The following is a 19,315-nucleotide window of genomic DNA, read 5'->3' as shown; positions in this document are numbered from 1 at the left end:
ACCCGCTCCTCGCCTTGATTTCTATCCATGATATGATGAGAATATGCACGATTTTGCTATTAAGAAAGGATGATTCGATGGAAATTGGCTTTTGTGGCTATTCGTATCATACAACGACCTACACTTTTCCTTTCCCTAATCGATTGGAGACGTATTTGATTCGCTTGCAGACTGAAGGCACGGCACGAATCGTCGTCAATGGAGAGACGTATACGGTACGGCCTGGCGATTTGTTGCTCGTCAAACCTGGTGACAAGTATGAACTGCATGTCGACACCCCGGCGAGCGGGGATTATCATCTCTTCTGCAACGGTTCATCACTTGATACGTGGTGGACTGCGGCGAATCGTTCACGCATCACGTCCATCTCAATCGATCCTCGCCTGTTGTCACTCTGGCAACACATCACCGAAGACGCACGACGCCCGACGACTGAACAAAGTCCAGCCTTGATTGAAACACTGGTTGAAGCCTTGCTCCTCATGCTCGACCGTTCACTCCAAGAAGTGCACGCAAACGTGCGACCACCTGTCGTGTCACGCATGATGCGTTATATAGAAGGAAACGTCACGAGCGACTTCAAAGTGGCGGACGTCGCCGACGCGGTCGGGCTCAGTGTATCGCGGACCGTCCACTTGTTCAAAGAAGTGACCGGTATGACGATTGTCGCCTATGCCCAATCGATTCGACTTCAGCTCGCCGAAGAACAGATGCAGTACACCCAACACTCTCTCGAACGGATTGCCGAGCTGTCCGGTTTCCGCTCCTATCCATACTTTCATCGGATCTTTAAACGAAAATATGGCGTCGCACCAGGGGTTTATCGCACACTTCAACAAAAAAACGAAAAAAAATAAAAAAAGAGTGATCCATTTTTTGAACCGCTCCGTTAGATGGGTGTAAACAACGACAACCACTCAAAAAAAGGAGCGATTACCCATGAAGAAGAAAACAATGAACAAGATTGTAGCACCGGCACTCGCACTCGGCTTACTCGTACCATTGAATGCACAAGCAGCGGATCACGCGCCGACAGCAAGTACACCAGCAGGTGACTTACGAGCCACACTCGACCAATTACTGTCTGAGCATTACGTCTTAGCCGTCACATCGATGATGAAAGCTTACGATGGAGCACCAGACGCTGAAGTCGCGATGAAGGCACTCGATCAAAACGCACTCGACATGACACCGGCCATCGCTTCGATTTATGGAGATGAAGGCGCAGCCCAGTTCGAAGACATCTTCGCTGGTCACAACGATTACTCAGCTGACTTCGTCGAAGCGGCTAAATCAGAAGACAAAGAGCTTCGCGCTGACGCTGAAGCTGAGGTCGACGAATTCGTCGAAGAGTTCTCAACATTCCTTGATGCAGCAACAGAAGGTAACTTACCAAAAGACGCTGCAGCTGACGTACTTGAGCTTCACGAAGACCAAGTTCTCTCAGTATTCGACAACTATGTCGCAGGTGACTACGAGTCGGCATACATGACGTACCGCGAAGGGTACAAGCTCATGTTCGACATCAGTAAAGCCCTCTCAGGCGCAATCGTCACACAGATGCCTGACAAGTTTGAAACTGCTGCTGACACACCGGCCGTCGAGCTTCGTTCAACATTGAACAGCCTTGCTGGTGAACACTTCGCCCTCGCAGCAATCGGCATGCAAAAAGGCTACGATCAAGCAGAAGACTTCGACTACGTGAGCTGGGCTGAAGATCAGAACACACTTGATTTCAAAGCAGCCATCGGTTCAGTCTACGGTGATGAAGGTGCGGCCCAATTCGAAAAAGTATGGAATGGGAACCACATCACAGCACAAGGTGACATCGTCGCCGCTACACTCGAAGGCGATGAAGCTAAAATTGAAGAATCACGCATGAAGCTCGACCAGTTCGCTGTAGATTTCAGCACATTCCTCGATGCAGCGACAGAAGGTAACTTGCCACAAGAAGCTGGCCAAGAAGCCATCAAACAACATGAGGCCCTCGTGCTTCAAACGTTCGACCAGTATGTAGCTGGTGATGCGGATGCCGCTTGGATGTCATTCCGTGAAGGATACGCGTTCATGTTCGGTGTTGGTGAGACACTCGGTAACGCGATCGTGACACAAATGCCTGACAAGTTCGCGGAAACAACAATGCCTGAAGAGATGCCTGAAACAGGTCTCGGTGGTGCACAAGAACAATCAATGAACACGCTCTACGCTGGCCTTGCTGTACTTGGCGGAATCTTGCTCGCCTTTGTAACGCTTCGCAACCGTAAAGAATCTGTTCAATAATTCAATAAGGAGGGAGCCCCATGAACAAGCGCCATTTGTTTCTGGCGCTCTCTCTCTTTTGTTTTAGCTTCTGGACGTGGACGAGCGCCCAAGAATCGTCGTCACCACCTGTAGAAGAAAAACAAATAGAGGAGAGCCCAGATTTATCGGCTGAATTCTCACTTCTACAGGAAGAGGTGAAGAAGCTCCGATTAGCCGAGGAAGAGGAAAGTGCCAAGGCCGCGACACCCGTCCAACTTCAAATTCCCAAAATCAAGGTCGACACCGCGATCGAACAGGTCGGCGTACTCGACAACGGACAGATGGGCGTCCCAAAAGACGAGAACCAAGTCGGTTGGTTCGAGCCGGGCGTCAAGCCAGGCAGTAAAGGGAATGCCGTCATCGCAGGACACGTCGACAGCAAGACTGGCCCTGCCGTTTTCTATGACCTTGATCAATTGAAGAAAGGCGATGCCGTGACGATTATCGACGAGAACGGCAACACGTTGACGTTTCGTGTCACAAAAACAGAGAGTTATGATACGAAAAACGCACCAATTGAAGACATCTTCGGAGCGACCTCGAGTCGACATTTGAACTTGATCACGTGTTCCGGTACGTTCGGTGACGGCGGTTACGACGAGCGGTTCGTCGTCTATACCGAACTTGTCGATACCGAAATCAATACCGAAGTCGAACTCGACGCACCAACGAGCGTCGAACTCCGTGGGAACTTATTGACGTGGCACGCCGTCCGTGACGACGCCGTCATCGGCTATCGCGTCTATGAGGTCGTCGATGGTGAAGCGACCCATATCGAGAGTATCCCGTCGCACGCTCGGAAGAGTATCGAGGTCATGAACGAACAGGCCACTTATTACGTGACAGCAATCGATCAACTCGGGAACGAGTCGAGTCCTTCCGCACAGACGAAGTGATGACCAAAGCACCCACAGATGGCGGTCTGTGGGTGCTTTGTATCTGATTTCGCCTTCAAAAAAAGCATCCCTCGATGAGGCATGCTTTTTCGTTTAGACGAAACACGGAATCTGCGGGTTGAACGTCTTGTTGTTCTCCGTCATGATCTGTTTCTTGATTTTGCCTTCTCCGATATAGACGATACGGTCGGCGAGCGCCTCTGCGTCCTCTTCATCGTGGGTAACGAAGATCGTCGTCGTCCCCGTCTGTTTGAGGAGGCGGCGCAAATCGTCCCGAATGCGATGTTGGAGCGACGTGTCCAAGTTGCTGAACGGCTCATCCAAGATGAGAAGCGATGGTTTCGGAGCAAGCGCACGCGCGAGCGCGACACGCTGTTGCTGACCGCCGCTGAGCTCGTACGGATAGCGATGGCGGAACTCGGACAAGTTCACGAGCGTCAACATCTCTTCGACGCGCTCGTTCCGCTCTTTCCGGCTCAATTTATGCAGACCGAAGCGGATGTTCTTCTCAACGGTCATATGTGGGAAGAGCGCATAGTCTTGGAACACCATCCCGACCCCACGCTGTTCAGGCGGCATGAACTGGCAATCGTCGCAACAGACACAGTCGTTGACGACGACGACGCCTTGATTCGGCATCTCGAGTCCCGCAATGAGGCGTAAAATCGTACTCTTCCCAGAACCGCTGTCACCGAGAAGCGAGACGATTTCACCTTTCGTGATCGAGATCGAGAATCCTTTAATCGTCTCGGCTTGCGCACCTTTATAGCTGAAGTGTAAATCGTTGATTTGAACAAACATTAGTCGGCCTCCTTATCAAGCACCTTATGGAACACAAAGATCAACAGTCCGCTCATGAGCACGATGACGATCGAGGCGAGCGCGGCCTCGTGTATCTTCTCGTCACTGACATATTTGAACGCTTGTGTGGCGAGCGTCGAAAAATTGAATGGCTGTAAAAACAGCGTCAGCGGCAATTCTTTCATAATATCGATAAAGACGAGGATGAACGCGCTCATGATCGCCCCTTTAATCATCGGGATATCGACCCGGAAGAACGTCTGCACCGTCCCCCACCCGAGCATGCGTGACGCTTCCGTGAACGATTTCCCGACTTTCTCAAACCCACTCTCGATTGAGTTATAGCCGATGGCGAGGAAGCGGATGACGTAGGCGAAGATGAGCATAATGAGTGTCGTCCTGAACACGAACGTCTGGCCTAAGTCCAAAGCGAGCGCCATGTTCAACACCCACTCATCAAGCAGCAAGAACAACGTGATGACGGCGATGGCGATGGCCGCTCCCGGGATTGAATAACCGAGCGTCGTCACTTTCGAGATGACGCGTGTCATGTTTGACGGGAACAGGCGCGTATAGTTCGCGATGATGAGCGCAAACACGAGAATGATCATCGTCGCGATGAAGGCGACGCTCACCGTGTTCCAGACGAGACGGAAAAACTCGGCCGTGAACACTTGTTCAAACGTCAATACCGTCCAAGCAACGAGTTGAACGAACGGAATGAGGAACGCAATCCCAAAGATGGTAGCCACATAACCGAACACGGCGTATCGATGCCATCCATTCAGTTGTCTCGGTTTGAGCGGCTTCACTTTCGTCGTCGCATAGCTGAACTGTTTTCGACCTCGGATCAGCCGTTCCATCGTCAAGATGGCGATGACGAGAATCATGAGCGTCCCAGCGAGTTTGAGCGCTGAGGACGTATCTTTCATCCCGAACCACGTACTGAAGATGGCCGTACTGAACGTCTGAATCCCGAAGTATTTGACGACGCCATAGTCGTTCAACACTTCCATCAAGACGAGGCTGACCCCGCCGATGATGGCGACGCGCGAAATCGGGATGACGACGGTGAAGAAGATATCCCACGAGCCGCGACCGAGGATACGGGCGTTTTCAATCATCGAGGACGATTGATTGTGCAGGAAGGCACGCGTGATCGTGTAGATGTATGGATACAAGAACAGCGTGAAGATGAACACCGTCCCTTGAATCGTCATGATGTTGAAATACGTCTGGTCGACCGTGATACCGAACTCGTTGCGAAGCGTCGTCTGGATGACGCCCGTATAGTTTAAAATCCCGTGATACGTATAAGCCCCAATGTAAGGCGGGATGGCGAGCGGTAAGATGAGCGCCCATTTGAAGAACCGACGGAACGGAAAGTCGTACACCGTGACGAACCAAGCCAGGCTCGTCCCAATGACAGTCGTCAACAGGCCGGTCGCGAGCATGATGAACAGTGTATTGCGCACATAAGTCGGCAACAAGTACTCGCGAATGTGTTGCCAGTTCTCGTTGACCGGTGCGAACAGCTCGACCAAGACGACGACGCCTGGCAGGACGATGAACACTAGCGCGATAAAGCTGAGGATGGCCCATCCATTCAGTTGTCGTTTCAGCGCGTACCAGTTCATGTCGTACAACTCCCGTTCTTTCGTTCAGTCACTTCCTGTCCCATCATATCAGGTTCAACGCTCCCGTTGTACCGCTAGCATGTCGAGAAACGCAAAAATCTTCGGCCTGAACGCACGTTCAAGCCGAAGTCTTCTTATTTCCAGCCCGCTTCGTTGAAGAGACGGATGGCTTCTTGTTGGTGTTCTCCAAGTGCCGAGAGGTTGATGTCCTGCTCTTTGAACTCACCCCATGATTGAAGGAGCTCGTTCGGTTCAACCGACTCGTTGACAGGGTACTCATAGTTCGCACTCGCGAACTGTTCTTGTGCTGACGGGTCAGACATGAACTCCATGAGTTTCTTCGCGTTGTCTGAGTTCTTCGCTGCTTTTGTCATTGCGATTCCTGAGATGTTCACGTGTGTTCCTGTCGTGTCTTGGTTCGGGAAGAAGACGCCGAGTTGCTCAGCCACTTTCTTCTCTTCCGCGTCTTCCGAGTTCAACATGAGTCCCATATAGTATGTGTTCATGATGGCGACATCACCTTCGCCGGCGACGACTGCCTTCGCTTGGTCACGGTCATTCCCTTGTGGGTCGCGTGCAAAGTTGTTGACCATGCCTTTCGCCCACTCTTTTGCCTGGTCGACACCGTTCACTTCGATGAACGAAGCGAGGAGCGAGATGTTGTACATATTCTCGGACGGACGGACGAGTACTTTGCCGTTCCACTGTTCTTCTGTGAGTGCTTCATACGTTGACAAGTCTTCTGGTTTCACGCGGTCTTTCGCGTAGACGATGACACGGGCCCGCTTCGTGAGACCGAACCATTCTTTATCCGTGTCACGGTATTTCTCAGGGACGTTCGACTCAAGCACCTCGCTATCGACCGCTTGCAGATGTCCCGCCTCTTTGGCTTGATACAAGTTCCCTGCATCCGCTGTGATGAAGAGATCGGCTTCCGTGTTGTCGCCTTCTGTGTTCAAACGCTCGAGCAACTCATCGCTTTTCCCTTCGACGACGTTGACTTTCACGCCTGTCTCTTCTTCGAACTGCTTGTAAAGCTCTTTATCTACATCATAGTGACGGCTCGAGTAAACATTGACGACTTTTGACTCTTCTGCTGTCTCGTTATCATTTGACGTCGTCTCTTCCGTGCTCGCGCAAGCGGCCAGGAGTGATGTTGTGAGCGCAGCCGAAAGGCCGAGTGCCATGTACTTTTTGTTCATTTCATAATCCCCCACTTATTCATCTCTATTGTTGGTAATGATAATTACTCTCAGTTACTATCATCACTGATAATCATTCTCACGTCAACCCTTTTTTGAAATCGTTTACAGTAGTTATAGATTTATAACTTAACAGTTTTAACGTCATCATGTCTTGACTTCAAAATGACTACCCCCCTATAGTGGAAGAGAACAAACCGTCTGGTCGGTACAGAAAGGAGGCGTGACATGACAAACCGATCAATGATCACGAAACAGAAATTGTTGGATGCCGCGACCGATATCATCATGGAGCACGGTGTGCATCACCTGACATTGGATGAAGTCGCCAAGACGGCGGGTGTCTCGAAAGGTGGTCTCTTGTACCACTATCCATCCAAAGAAGCGTTGTTGACCGCTATCGTGGAACGGCTCCAAACCGAGCAAAACGATTTGTACGAATCGCTCCAAGCCGATGGCAATGGCCCTGTTGAGGCGTTCGTGCGTCTCTTTGACGAGACGAAACTTCATCCGGAGCGCTCAGCCATCCACATCGACGCCGAAAAGATGATTGCGTTCCTCACATTGTTCGCCGTCGACCAAGAGTACGCAGAGCGGTGGAAACACGACCTCGACACGTTCTTCGCACAGTTTCAACAGACGAGCGATCCAGTGGAGACGATGATCATCCGCTATGCGCTCGAAGGAATGATGATGTCCGAGCACTTCAATGTCGGCGTCGCCCCACCTGCTTTAAAACAAGACATTATCGCTCGCTTGATCGAGCGAGCCCAGAACATCGATTCGGGTAAAACAGACTAATCTATTAGAGGAGAAATGAACCCCATGCAAAAAATCACGTCCTTCTCCGTCAATAACAAGTTCGCCGTCTGGTTGATGACCATCATCTTGACGGCCGCCGGAATTTTCGCCGGCTTGACGATGAAACTAGAAACATTGCCTGATATCACGACACCGACCGTCTCGGTGACGACGATTTACCCAGGAGCCTCACCTGAACAAGTGCTCGACGAAGTCAGCACCGTGCTCGAAGAGCGCTTGAAGAGCTTGAACGGGGTCGAACAAGTTCGTTCGTCTTCGTTCCAGAACGCTTCAAACATTCAAATCGATTATGACTTCAGCACTGATATGGAAGAAGCTGAACAGCTCGTCAAAGACGCGCTCAGCAACGTCGAATTGCCAGAAGCCGTTCAAGACCCACAAGTATCACGACTCAGCTTTGACGCGTTCCCTGTCGTTGGTGCAGCCGTCTCAGATGAGAGCCTCGATTTGGCCGAATTGACGAAATTGGTCGAAGATGAGTTGCAGCCGGCCCTTGAAGGCGTCGAAGGCGCTCAAACCGTCCAAATCGCCGGACAAGAGATTCGTCGCGTCGAGCTTCAGTTCGATGCGGAGGCACTCGCCGAATACAACTTGACGGAAGACACGGTCAAACAGTTGATTCAAGCGAACGAGGCCCGCATCGCGCTCGGCCTGTATGAACTTGGTGATACGGAGCAAGCCGTCGTCATCGACGGGAAGTCGGAGACGCTCGAGGCGTTCCGCGACCTCCAAATTCCGTACTCACCCGCACAAACGGAACAGCCGGTGCCAGGTGCGCCAACGGAACTTCCGACTGGCGAGACCCCACAAGTCCCGACTGAAGTACCAGGTGCCGTCCCACCTGCCAATATCCCGACAACCGTCCCGACCGTCGCTTTGAGCGAACTCGCGACGATTGAAGACCGTGGCATCGAGGAATCGATTTCGCGCTCAAACGGAGAACGTTCAATCGGGATTCAAGTGACGAAAACACAAGACGCGAACACCGTCGACGTCGTCAACGCCGTCAAAGAGGTGCTCGCCGACTTCGAAGCCGACTATGACACGGCCAACGTCTCCGTCACGCTCGACCAAGGTCAACCGATTGAAGAATCGGTCGAGACGATGGTTTCGAAAGCGTTACTCGGTGGTCTATTCGCCATCTTGATTATTCTCGTGTTCCTTCGTAACTTCCGCTCGACGATTATTGCGGTCATCTCCATCCCGCTCTCGCTCTTGATGGCGTTGATCGTCTTGAAACAGCTCGACATCACGCTCAACATCATGACGCTCGGCGCGATGACCGTTGCCATCGGACGGGTCGTCGATGACTCCATCGTCGTCATTGAGAACATTTACCGTCGCCTCACCCGTCCGAACGAGGCGTTGCGCGGCAAAGAACTGATTATCGCCGCGACGAAAGAAGTGTTCATTCCGATCGCGTCGTCGACAATCGTTACGATTGCCGTCTTCTTGCCGCTCGGGTTCGTCACCGGATTCGTCGGCGAGCTGTTCTTGCCGTTCGCCTTGACCGTCGTCTTCGCTTTGCTCGCATCACTTCTCGTCGCGATCACGGTCGTGCCGATGATGGCCGACTCGTTCTTTAAGAACCGTGACAAGTTGAAGCCGGAAGAAGGACCAGGGAAACTCGCCGAATGGTATCGCGGCGTCCTCAACTGGTCGCTCAACCATAAACTCGTCGTCTTCGGCCTGGCTACCGTTCTCTTAATCGGAAGTTTCGCCCTCGTACCAGCCATCGGGGTCAACTTCTTGAACCAAGAATCTGAGAAGACGCTTTACGTCACGTTCGACCCAGAGCCGGGACAAACGCTTGACGATTCGATTGCGGCGGCCGAAATCGCCGAGACGTATTTCATGGAAGAGCAAGCGAACGCGACCGACGTTCAATTTACAGTCGGTGGCGAGAACCCGCTTAACCCAGGAAACAACAAACAAGGAATTTTCATCGTCCAGTACGATCCGGACACGGAAGATTTCGCCGATGTCAAAATCGCCGACGTCGAACGCTTGAATGAACTCGCCTCAGGCGGTGAATGGAAAGAACAAGACTTCGCCGGCGGTGCCGGAACGAGCGGCGTGACGTACAACGTCTACGCCAACTCACTCGAAGACCTCGAAGCCATCGTTCCGACGTTCATTGAGACGATTGAAGAAGAGACAGATTACGTCCGTCAAGCAACGTCTGACCTTCGTGAATCGTACGTCCAATACACGTTCAACGTCGACCAACAAGCTGCTGCTGAGGCAGGCGTCTCGGCCGCCCAGCTCGCCCAGACGATTGGTCAGTTCCAAACGCAAGAAAGTCCACTCTCGACCGTGACGATTGATGACAAGCAACTCGACGTCATCATTCCGACAGAACAAGTCACGTACGACAGCATTGACGATTTGCAGGAACAAGAAGTGACGACGCCGTTTGGACCACGTCCAATCTCAGACTTCATCGAAGTCGAGGAAGGCACGACACCGGATACGCTCGTTCAGCGTGACGGCAAGCTCCTCGCTCGCGTCAACGTCGAGCTCAGCACGGACAAAGCGACGGAAGCTTCGGCGGCCATCGAAGAACGTGTGTCTGACATCGAGCTCCCGACTGGCGTCTCGTATGATGTCGGCGGTGTCACGGAACAGATTCAAGAATCGTTCACTCAGCTCGGTCTCGCCATGCTCGCAGCCGTTGCCATCGTCTACTTGGTGCTCGTCATCACGTTCGGCGGTGCCGTTACACCGTTCGTCGTCCTATTCTCGCTCCCTTACGCGATTATCGGGGGACTTGTCGCCCTTCTCATCACTGGCGAGACGATCTCGGTATCTGCCTTGATTGGAGCGCTCATGTTGATTGGGATCGTTGTGACGAACGCCATCGTCTTGATTGACCGTGTTATTCATAAAGAAGAAGCTGGTCTCTCGACGCGTGATGCCTTGCTCGAGGCAGCCGGTACGCGCCTCCGTCCAATCCTCATGACGGCACTCGCGACGATTGGTGCCCTCGCACCGCTCGCGCTCGGTCTTGAAGGTGGCGCTTTGATTTCGAAAGGTCTCGGTGTGACCGTCATCGGTGGATTGACAAGTTCAACGCTATTGACGCTCCTCATCGTTCCAATCGTGTATGAGTTCTTCGCACGGTTCCGTAAGAAAAAAGAAGCGTAATTCAAAAGAGAGTCGCCCGCACAGGGCCGACTCTCTTTTCGATTCGGTCATTCTTGATGTGTTCCACACGGCTTTCCGTGCTTTTATAAAACCTCTTTGGAGAGAAGAACTTCACTTTTTGATGATTGCCTAACCTTGACCTGTACAAATAAATCTGAGAAAATTCTTACGTTTTGAACGTATTCGCGAAAGGATGGTATACATGCAACTCTTTATCAAATGGATGATCGGCCTTTCGCTCTTATTCGGGTTAAGCGCGCTCGGCAATTGGATCGTCGCCACTTTAGAATGGAAAGTGCCTGGGAACGTCGTCGGGATGATGCTGTTGTTGATATTACTTATGACAAAAATCATCCGAGTCGAATGGATCGAAGACAGTGCCGGCTTCCTCACGAAACATCTCGCTTTCTTCTTCATCCCGATTGCGGTCGGTCTCATGTCTTATAGTAATCTATTAAAAGCAGAAGGGATCCCGCTCTTTCTCGCCTTGATGATCAGTCTAAGTGTGGGGCTCATCGTGACCGCCATCATCTCCGGAAGACGAGGTGAAGCGTCATGACATTATTTTGGGTACTCGTCACAGTTGGTGTCTATCTCATCAGCCGAAAACTATCATTTAAGTGGGCGTCTCCGTTCACGAACGTCGTCTTCTTGAGCACAACTATTTTGATTGTGATCCTCCTTCTCTTTGAACAGCCGTACGACGTGTATGAACCGGCCAAAGATTTGATCACGATTTTACTCGGCCCGGCGACCGTCGCCCTCGGTCTGCCGTTGTACCGCAACTTGCCGACGCTACTCGCACGCGCGAGACGTGCCCTCAGTGCAATCGTTGCCGGTACTGTCTCGACGATCATCGTCGCAGTCATGATTGGCACGGCGCTCAAACTGACGGACCAAGTGCTCATCGGGCTAGCGGTCAAATCCGTCACTGCCCCGATTGCACTCGAACTGGCAAAACAGCTCCAAGGAGACGCGGCGCTTGCTGCCTCCATCACTGTCGCCTGTGGCATACTCGGTGCCATGTTCGGTCCGATAATGCTGTCGCTTTTCAAAGTGACTGATCCGTTCACGCGAGGACTCGCACTCGGAACGATCAGCCACGGCATCGGCACAGCTCAAGCCGCGACAGAACATCCGCTCTCAGGGGCCACCGGGGGCGCGGCGATGGGCCTGTCCGCCATCTTCACGTCGTTTTTGTTGCCGTTTCTCCTGCCGTTCCTTCTTTAAAAAAGGCCAGCACCCTTGTTTCATACAAATTGAGTAAAAGTAGAGGCCTTAGCGCCTCTCTTTTATTTTCAAACAATTTCGATACTTTTCAAAACGGCTCTCATGCTACACTAAATGTGAACAGATTCATTAGAGGAGGCAGACCATGCAATCGAAATTAATTGAACGTTTAATCACGTATGCAAAAATTGATACACAGTCCGACTTTACGAGTGAAACGACACCCTCAACAGCGAAACAATGGGACTTGATTCGCCATCTCGAGATCGAGTTGAAAGCGATTGGACTCGAAGACGTCGAGACAGATGAATACGGCTACTTGTTCGCCACCCTTCCGAGTAACGTCGACCATGACGTACCGACGATCGGCCTGCTCGCCCATGTCGATACAGCGACCGACTTCACCGGGACGAACGTCAACCCGCAACTCGTCGCACATTACGAGGGCGGCGATATCGTCTTGAACGAGGCGCTCCAAGTCATCTTGTCGCCGCGTGACTTCCCGGAGCTCGATGGCTACGTTGGACATACACTCATCACGACAGACGGCACGACGCTGCTCGGTGCCGACGACAAAGCCGGCATGGCCGAGATCGTCACCGCGGTCGAATACTTATTGGCCCATCCGGAAATCCCGCATGGCCCGGTGCGAATCGCCTTCACACCGGACGAAGAGATTGGACGCGGACCACATAAGTTCGACGTCGCCCGCTTCAACGCCGATTTCGCCTATACGATGGACGGCGGTCCCCTCGGCGAACTGCAATATGAGAGCTTCAACGCCGCCGGCGCCACGGTCACGTTCCATGGGACGAACGTGCACCCGGGCAGTGCCAAAAACAAGATGGTCAACTCGATGAAATTGGCGATGGCGTTCCACAACCGCCTCCCGGCTGATGAAGCCCCAGAGCATACGAGCGACTATGAAGGCTTCTTCCATCTGAACGGCTTCTCTGGCGACGTGGAGACGACGACGCTGCAATACATCATCCGCGACCACGACCGCACGAAGTTCGAGGCGCGCAAAGCGTTGCTTGAAAAGCTCGTCGTCGAATGGAAACAGAAGTACGGCGAAGCACGTATCGACTTGAAAATGGACGACCAATATTACAACATGGCCGAGAAAATCGAGCCGGTGAAACACATCGTCGACACCGTCGCCGACGTCATGCGCGAACTTGGCATCGAACCGAAAATCGAACCGATTCGCGGCGGGACGGACGGTTCGCAACTGTCGTATATGGGACTCCCGACCCCGAACATCTTCACCGGTGGCGAGAACTATCACGGCAAGTTCGAGTACGTCTCCGTCAACAACATGGAAAAAGCGACCCACGTCATCATCCAGACGCTCCGTACGTTCGCTGAACGCGCGCGAGCATAACACATGCGCCTCCAATCGTTCTCTTCTAGAATAGAGACATTGGAGGCGATTTTTTATGAAGCATACGTTTCAAATGAACCTCGACTGGACCGGCGGACGCAACGACGTCGGAACGATCGAGGCCGAACGGTTAAAGACACAGATATCGATTCCCCCGGAAATGGACGGGCCCGGCATCGGCACGAACCCCGATGAGATGTTGCTCGGTGCTGCGGCGACCTGCTATATCATCACACTTGCGGCTATGCTCGGGCGAAGCGAACTGCCGCATCAAGGCATCACGATTGACGCCGAAGGCATCGTCGACGTGACGAACGGTGTCTTCACGTATGAGACGATTCGCTACACGACACGTATCAACGTTCCAAAAACGGCCACAGATCGCGATATCACGCTCGTCGAACGAATCGCCAAAAAAGCGAAGGATGGCTGTATGATTTCACGCGCCTTGGCCGGCAACGTCGCGTTCGAACTCGACACGACGGTCACGCGCGTCGTCTGACGATGTATCGCTTTGTATCTCCCCTGCAGGAAGGGGTCATCCTGAAACGCCGCAATCGGTTCGTGATGGACGTATTGCTCGGCGACACTGTCGTCGCCTGCCACTGTCCGGTCACCGGTCGCATTGGCGACCTCGTCTTCGACGGGGTGCCTTGCCTCGTCTCAGCGACGGACGACCCGCGACGGAACACCGCCTTCACAGTGGAGGCCATCTCGATCGACGCGGACCGACAATGGATTGGAATTCATCAAGGCCGCGTCAACGATTTCGTCGAACATTGGTTGCGGACGAACGTGATTTCAGCTTTTCCTTCTCCGAAACATGTGGAACGAGAGAAAGTCGTCGATGCGTCACGAATCGACTTTAAAGTCGATGGCACTTATATCGAAGTGAAAGCACCTCTAGCCGAGTTGTTCGTAACGCCTCTCCCCCGCTTTGAACGGCGTGCGGTGACGAGACCGATCGAGACCGAACGGTTGATTCGACATCTCGAGACACTCATTGCGACGTTGCCGAAAACGGGTCGGGCCGTCTTGCTGTATGTTTTCTTATATGATGCGCCCATCTTCACCGGCAACCCGAATCGGAAACACGACTTACGAATTCGGCAGCTGATTCGCGACGCAATCGCGGACGGACTTGAAATCTGGCAAGTGAATGGCGATGTGTCTACGGAAGGGATTCGTTTAACCCACTGTGTCGAGACGACGCCTCATTTCAAGTAAAAAATCCATCAGCGATGGCTTTTTTACTGTAATAACAGTGGGGTCACGTACGCCTCGATGATCGCAGAGATGACGAGGAGCGGTACCGCGACGACGAGGAATGTCTTCACGCCTGCCACGAACAACGCCTTGAACGTGACGTCGGTCTTTTTCCCGCGTAGTTTTTTCCAGATGTAACGGTTAAGCGACAACCCCATCGCCGCTCCGAGCAAGATAGCCGAGATTTCGGTGATGCCGTGGGGCAAGATGCCGAGCACGATGACCCGGATCACGGATTCGCCGGCAACCCCAACGAGCATGGCGACCAGGCCGATGACCGCGGCGTTGATGACGACGAACACATACGGGATGAAGAGCGGGATCATCCCGAGTAGGAAAGCGAGCAACGTGACGCGCGTATTGTTCACGAATAGGGCAATCATCGTCTCGCGTGCGCTCGAATCGAACGTCAATCCTTGTGATTCAAATGATTCGCCGAGCTGAGCTAAAATTTCGTCCACTTGTTCAGGAGCGATAACGGCCCTGAATAGAAAATACGACCCGATGCTCGTCACGAGGAAGATGACCCAGAGCCGGAAGAAATCTCGGCTGTAGTAGTTTGACCACGCTTCTTTCAGCGAGAGCGTTGTTTTCATGGCTGATTCCCCCTTTCTTCTCTATACGAATCAGGCTGCTGTTTGTTTCATTTTTACCCACGACTGCGCGTTTTCAAAAAACGTGATACAATACACGTCGTAAACTAATCAGAAAAACGAGGGATCCTATACATGATTACAGTAAATAACGTAAGTCTCCAATTCGGTGGACGCAAGTTGTTCGAAGACGTGAACATCAAGTTCACACCAGGCAACTGCTACGGCTTGATCGGCGCGAACGGTGCCGGGAAGTCGACATTCTTAAAAATTCTTGCCGGCGAGCAAGAAACGACAACAGGTGACGTCAGCTTCTCACCTGGCGAACGCCTCGCCGTCCTCAAGCAGGACCATTATGCGTATGAAGATCAAGCGGTACTCGAGACGGTCATCATGGGCCACGAGCGTTTGTATCAAGTCATGAAAGAGAAAGACGCCATCTATATGAAGGAAGATTTCTCTGACGAAGATGGTATGCGCGCTGCTGAACTCGAAGGCGAATTCGCTGAGATGAACGGTTGGGAAGCCGAATCAGAAGCTGCCATGGTCCTTCAAGGACTAGGGATCACGGATGCATCACACCACAAGCTCATGAGCGAGCTCACAGGTGGCGAGAAAGTCAAAGTCCTTCTTGCTCAAGCATTGTTTGGCAAACCTGACATTCTTCTCCTCGATGAGCCGACGAACGGTCTTGACCTCAAAGCGATCCAATGGCTCGAAGAGTTCTTGATCAACTTCGAGAATACCGTCATCGTCGTATCCCACGACCGTCACTTCTTGAACAAAGTCTGTACACACATGGCCGACCTTGATTTCGGGAAGATCCAATTGTACGTCGGGAACTACGACTTCTGGTACGAGTCGAGCCAACTCGCTTCGCGTATGGCCAACGATCAGAACAAGAAAAAAGAAGAGAAAATCAAAGAACTTCAAAACTTCATCGCCCGTTTCAGCTCGAACGCCTCGAAGGCGCGTCAAGCGACGTCGCGTAAGAAGTTGCTCGATAAAATCACGCTCGACGATATCCGTCCATCATCACGTCGCTATCCGTTCGTCGGTTTCTCAATGGAACGTGAAATCGGGAACGACGTGCTCTACGTCGACAACGTCTCGAAGACGATTGATGGCGTCAAAGTACTCGACAACGTCACGTTCTCACTCAACAAGACGGACAAAGTCGCATTCGTCGGCCGTTCGGACGTTGCCATTACGACTCTCTTCAAAATCATCATGGGCGAGATGGAACCGGACACGGGTACGGTCAAATGGGGCGTGACGACGACACAGTCGTACTTCCCGAAAGACAACTCGGAATACTTCGAAGGCTCGGATAAGAGCATCTTGGATTGGTTACGCCAGTTCTCACCAGCCGACGAGTCGGATACGTTCCTTCGCGGTTTCCTCGGTCGTATGCTCTTCTCAGGCGAAGAAGTCATGAAGAAAGCATCTGTCCTCTCAGGGGGAGAGAAAGTGCGTTGCATGCTCTCGAAAATGATGCTCTCGAACTCGAACGTCCTCGTCCTCGACGATCCGACGAACCACTTGGATCTCGAGTCGATCACAGCGCTCAACAACGGTCTCGAGACGTTCAAAGGCGTACTCCTCTTCAGCTCGCATGACCATCAGCTCATCTCGACGATTGCCACGCGCATCATCGAAGTGACGCCGAACGGGATCGTCGACAAAGAAGCGACGTACGACGAGTTCCTCGAGAACGAATCGCTTCAACAGCAAGTCGAGTCACTCTATCAGAACGCATAAGAAAAAAACGATCGGCCGCGGCCGATCGTTTTTTTTATTTGACCTCGACCGTCTCCATGATATGTTCATGGATGTCGTGTCCTTTCGTCACGTGGACTTGAACGTTGTATATGCCTGACTCTTTGAATGTATGCTCACCTTCATAGCTTCCGCCTTCCGTTTCATCAAGCTTCACCCAGTCGTGCTTGTCCGCTCCGTCTTTGAACACTTCGAGTTGGACGTCCGCACCCGTCAACGCCTCATGCTCAATTTCGACGTTGACTGTGAACGGTTGGACTTCATTGGCGACAGCTTGAGTCGGATCAAGGACAATGTCTGCTCCCGCGTGGTTGTGATGGTCTTGCTCAGCCTCAGCCTCAGCCTCGGCCGCCGTCTCCGGATGGCCGACCGTAACGTTCGTCGTCGGCATCGTATGCATCGAACGGGCCGTCACATGGACTTGCACCGTGTAAACTGCTTCTTCGACAAACGTCGTCTCCGCCTCGTAGACTCCATCTTCTGTGAGCGACGCTTTCGTCATCTCACTCTCTTCCTTGGCGCCATTTTTCCAGACCTCGAACTTAATCTCGTCGGCATCATCGACCGCTTCACCGTCTTGTGTGACGCGAACCGCCAACGTGACCGTCTCGTCTTTGTCCGCCGTGGCCGGAACGTTTAATTCTGCTTCTACCGGTTCCATCGACTGCACCGTCTCCGTACCACTGGCCGTTTCATCGGCTCCGCACGCCCCAAGGACGAACAGACCGACGAGACCAAATGCCACCCCGAACCGTTTCATTGATTTGCTCATGTTGAATCCCCCTATTCAATCGCTTACATTCTTCACACATTGTTCATGATAGCACCCTTTTTTAGGAAATGTGTGAGGATTGTGTGATATTTGACACGTTTGTCACTCATAAATTGAACACAAATATTGAGAGTCATTATCCAAAAATTCCTTTCCCTATTTTTAGGGTTAGACGATGTTTACCACTAAAAGGGGGTATATAAAATATATACACAGCTCAATATATGGAAAGCCTTAACATCAAGATACATACACCCAAGAATGGAGGCGAAACCAAAATGAAGAGCAAGTTTGTACGTGTGTTGATGGCCTTGTTGATCATGTTGGCACCGTTAGTCGCTTATCCAAAATCGGCTGACGCCGCCGCTTCGAAATTCATCACGAGCGTGAATACGACGAGTAAAGTTGTCGCGTTGACGTTCGATGACGGGGCGGATGGTGCGAATACGAATAAGATTTTGGACATACTTGCCAAGAACAACGTCAAAGCCACTTTCTTTTTGACTGGATCAGGCGCCAATAACCATCCTCAATACATTAAAAACATCGCAGCTAAAGGTCACCAACTCGGTAACCATTCGTATACCCATCCAGACTTCACAAAGTTGACCGCCACGCAAATGAAATCAGAACTTGATCGGACGGAAGCGCTCATTAAATCGCTTACTGGCAAAACGACAAAACCAATCTTCCGGGCACCGTTCGGCGCCGTCAATAGCGCCGTGTTGAGCGGAGTCGGCGCTGCCGGCTACGGTTATACGATTCAATGGAACATCGATACCGTGGACTGGAAAGGAGTCACTGCTAGCCAAATCAATACGAAAGTACAGGCGAACATCAAACCAGGCTCAATCGTCTTGATGCACACCGGTGCCGGCGCTCCAGGTACACCACTCGCCTTGCCGACGATGATTGCCCAGTTGAAAGCGAAAGGCTACAAGTTCGTCACCGTCTCGCAATTGCTCGCTTACCAAAACACATCTACCAGCAAAACGTATACCGTCAAATCAGGCGATACCCTTTATAGCATCGCCCGAGCTTACAACGTCACAGTCGCTGCGCTCGCTGCGGCCAACAAAATTACAAACTACAGTCTCATCTATGTCGGACAAGTGCTCGTCATCCCGGGTACCACTGTAACTCCTCCACCTACGACGACCGTCAAGTATACGGTTAAATCGGGTGACACGCTCTATAAGATCGCCACTTTGTACAAAACGACCGTCGCTAAGATTGCAGCCGCCAACAATATTACGAACGTCAACTCCATCTATGTCGGACAAGTACTGATCATCCCAGGTACAACCGTCACACCACCGACGACTACGGTGAAATACACGGTAAAATCAGGGGATACGCTCTACAAGATTGCGACGATGTATAACACGACTGTCGCTAAGATTGCAGCCGCCAACAATATTACGAACGTCAGCTTGATCAGCGTCGGGCAAGTGCTTACAATCCCACGCTAACCAAAAAAGTGTC

At 52.0% G+C, this 19,315-nt stretch carries 17 protein-coding genes; 12 read left to right on the top strand and 5 right to left on the bottom strand.

Annotated elements, in window-relative coordinates:
- The first annotated feature begins 32 nt into the window (after positions 1-32).
- From KNP06_RS06630 to KNP06_RS06620, 3 genes are all read left to right on the top strand, one after another.
- The gene (locus KNP06_RS06630) at positions 33-857 is read left to right on the top strand and encodes a helix-turn-helix domain-containing protein (protein WP_353048599.1); all 825 of its coding nucleotides are present in this window, start codon (positions 33-35) and stop codon (positions 855-857) included.
- Positions 858-939: 82 nt separating this feature from the next.
- A complete protein-coding gene (locus KNP06_RS06625) occupies positions 940-2,280 on the top strand; it encodes a globin family protein (protein WP_214710706.1) in 1,341 nt (446 codons plus the stop codon).
- Between the two features lie 20 nt (positions 2,281-2,300).
- Complete coding sequence (locus tag KNP06_RS06620) at positions 2,301-3,197, top strand: class F sortase (protein ID WP_214710707.1); 897 nt, start codon at positions 2,301-2,303, stop codon at positions 3,195-3,197.
- A gap of 93 nt (positions 3,198-3,290) precedes the next feature.
- Here the strand turns inward: KNP06_RS06620 and KNP06_RS06615 are convergent, their stop codons facing one another.
- The 3 genes from KNP06_RS06615 to KNP06_RS06605 all read right to left on the bottom strand — a co-directional run bounded on the left by KNP06_RS06615 (position 3,291) and on the right by KNP06_RS06605 (position 6,837).
- Positions 3,291-3,998 (bottom strand): ABC transporter ATP-binding protein, encoded by a 708-nt coding sequence (locus KNP06_RS06615; RefSeq protein WP_214710708.1) that lies wholly within the window; start codon positions 3,996-3,998, stop codon positions 3,291-3,293.
- Positions 3,998-5,635 (bottom strand): ABC transporter permease, encoded by a 1,638-nt coding sequence (locus KNP06_RS06610; protein WP_214710709.1) that lies wholly within the window; start codon positions 5,633-5,635, stop codon positions 3,998-4,000. The genes KNP06_RS06615 and KNP06_RS06610 overlap by 1 nt, the downstream gene beginning before the upstream one ends.
- Positions 5,636-5,769: 134 nt before the next feature.
- Positions 5,770-6,837: a Fe(3+) ABC transporter substrate-binding protein gene (locus KNP06_RS06605; RefSeq protein WP_214710710.1), complete on the bottom strand. Its 1,068-nt coding sequence runs from the start codon at positions 6,835-6,837 to the stop codon at positions 5,770-5,772.
- A gap of 228 nt (positions 6,838-7,065) precedes the next feature.
- Here KNP06_RS06605 and KNP06_RS06600 point away from each other — a divergent pair, with 228 nt between their 5' ends.
- From KNP06_RS06600 to KNP06_RS06570, 7 genes are all read left to right on the top strand, one after another.
- Positions 7,066-7,638 (top strand): TetR/AcrR family transcriptional regulator, encoded by a 573-nt coding sequence (locus KNP06_RS06600; RefSeq protein ID WP_214710711.1) that lies wholly within the window; start codon positions 7,066-7,068, stop codon positions 7,636-7,638.
- Positions 7,639-7,662: 24 nt separating this feature from the next.
- Positions 7,663-10,806, top strand: coding sequence for an efflux RND transporter permease subunit (locus KNP06_RS06595; RefSeq protein ID WP_214710712.1), 3,144 nt, complete (start codon positions 7,663-7,665; stop codon positions 10,804-10,806).
- Between the two features lie 202 nt (positions 10,807-11,008).
- A complete protein-coding gene (locus KNP06_RS06590) occupies positions 11,009-11,365 on the top strand; it encodes a CidA/LrgA family protein (RefSeq protein WP_034780640.1) in 357 nt (118 codons plus the stop codon).
- Positions 11,362-12,036, top strand: coding sequence for an LrgB family protein (locus tag KNP06_RS06585; protein WP_214710713.1), 675 nt, complete (start codon positions 11,362-11,364; stop codon positions 12,034-12,036). The genes KNP06_RS06590 and KNP06_RS06585 overlap by 4 nt, the downstream gene beginning before the upstream one ends.
- Positions 12,037-12,181: 145 nt before the next feature.
- Positions 12,182-13,420 (top strand): peptidase T, encoded by a 1,239-nt coding sequence (pepT, locus tag KNP06_RS06580; protein WP_214710714.1) that lies wholly within the window; start codon positions 12,182-12,184, stop codon positions 13,418-13,420.
- A 55-nt stretch (positions 13,421-13,475) separates the two neighbouring features.
- Entirely contained in the window at positions 13,476-13,922 is a 447-nt protein-coding gene (locus KNP06_RS06575; protein WP_114164930.1) for an OsmC family protein, read from the top strand.
- A gap of 2 nt (positions 13,923-13,924) precedes the next feature.
- Positions 13,925-14,647: a DNA/RNA nuclease SfsA gene (locus KNP06_RS06570; RefSeq protein ID WP_214710715.1), complete on the top strand. Its 723-nt coding sequence runs from the start codon at positions 13,925-13,927 to the stop codon at positions 14,645-14,647.
- 23 nt (positions 14,648-14,670) lie between these two features.
- On the opposite strand, the gene KNP06_RS06565 is transcribed toward KNP06_RS06570, so the two are convergent.
- The gene (locus tag KNP06_RS06565; RefSeq protein ID WP_214710716.1) at positions 14,671-15,282 is read right to left on the bottom strand and encodes a stage II sporulation protein M; all 612 of its coding nucleotides are present in this window, start codon (positions 15,280-15,282) and stop codon (positions 14,671-14,673) included.
- Between the two features lie 132 nt (positions 15,283-15,414).
- Between KNP06_RS06565 and KNP06_RS06560 the strand changes: the two genes are divergently transcribed.
- Positions 15,415-17,040 (top strand): ABC-F family ATP-binding cassette domain-containing protein, encoded by a 1,626-nt coding sequence (locus KNP06_RS06560; protein WP_034780623.1) that lies wholly within the window; start codon positions 15,415-15,417, stop codon positions 17,038-17,040.
- Between the two features lie 34 nt (positions 17,041-17,074).
- Here the strand turns inward: KNP06_RS06560 and KNP06_RS06555 are convergent, their stop codons facing one another.
- Positions 17,075-17,830, bottom strand: coding sequence for a FixH family protein (locus tag KNP06_RS06555; RefSeq protein WP_214788291.1), 756 nt, complete (start codon positions 17,828-17,830; stop codon positions 17,075-17,077).
- Positions 17,831-18,108: 278 nt separating this feature from the next.
- Here KNP06_RS06555 and KNP06_RS06550 point away from each other — a divergent pair, with 278 nt between their 5' ends.
- A complete protein-coding gene (locus KNP06_RS06550) occupies positions 18,109-19,302 on the top strand; it encodes a LysM peptidoglycan-binding domain-containing protein (RefSeq protein WP_034780618.1) in 1,194 nt (397 codons plus the stop codon).
- Positions 19,303-19,315: the final 13 nt, after the last annotated feature.

It is taken from the genome of Exiguobacterium sp. s21 (assembly GCF_018617975.1).
In the GTDB taxonomy this organism is placed as follows: Bacteria; Bacillota; Bacilli; order Exiguobacteriales; family Exiguobacteriaceae; genus Exiguobacterium; species Exiguobacterium mexicanum_A.
This window is presented reverse-complemented; position numbering and strand designations above follow the sequence as displayed.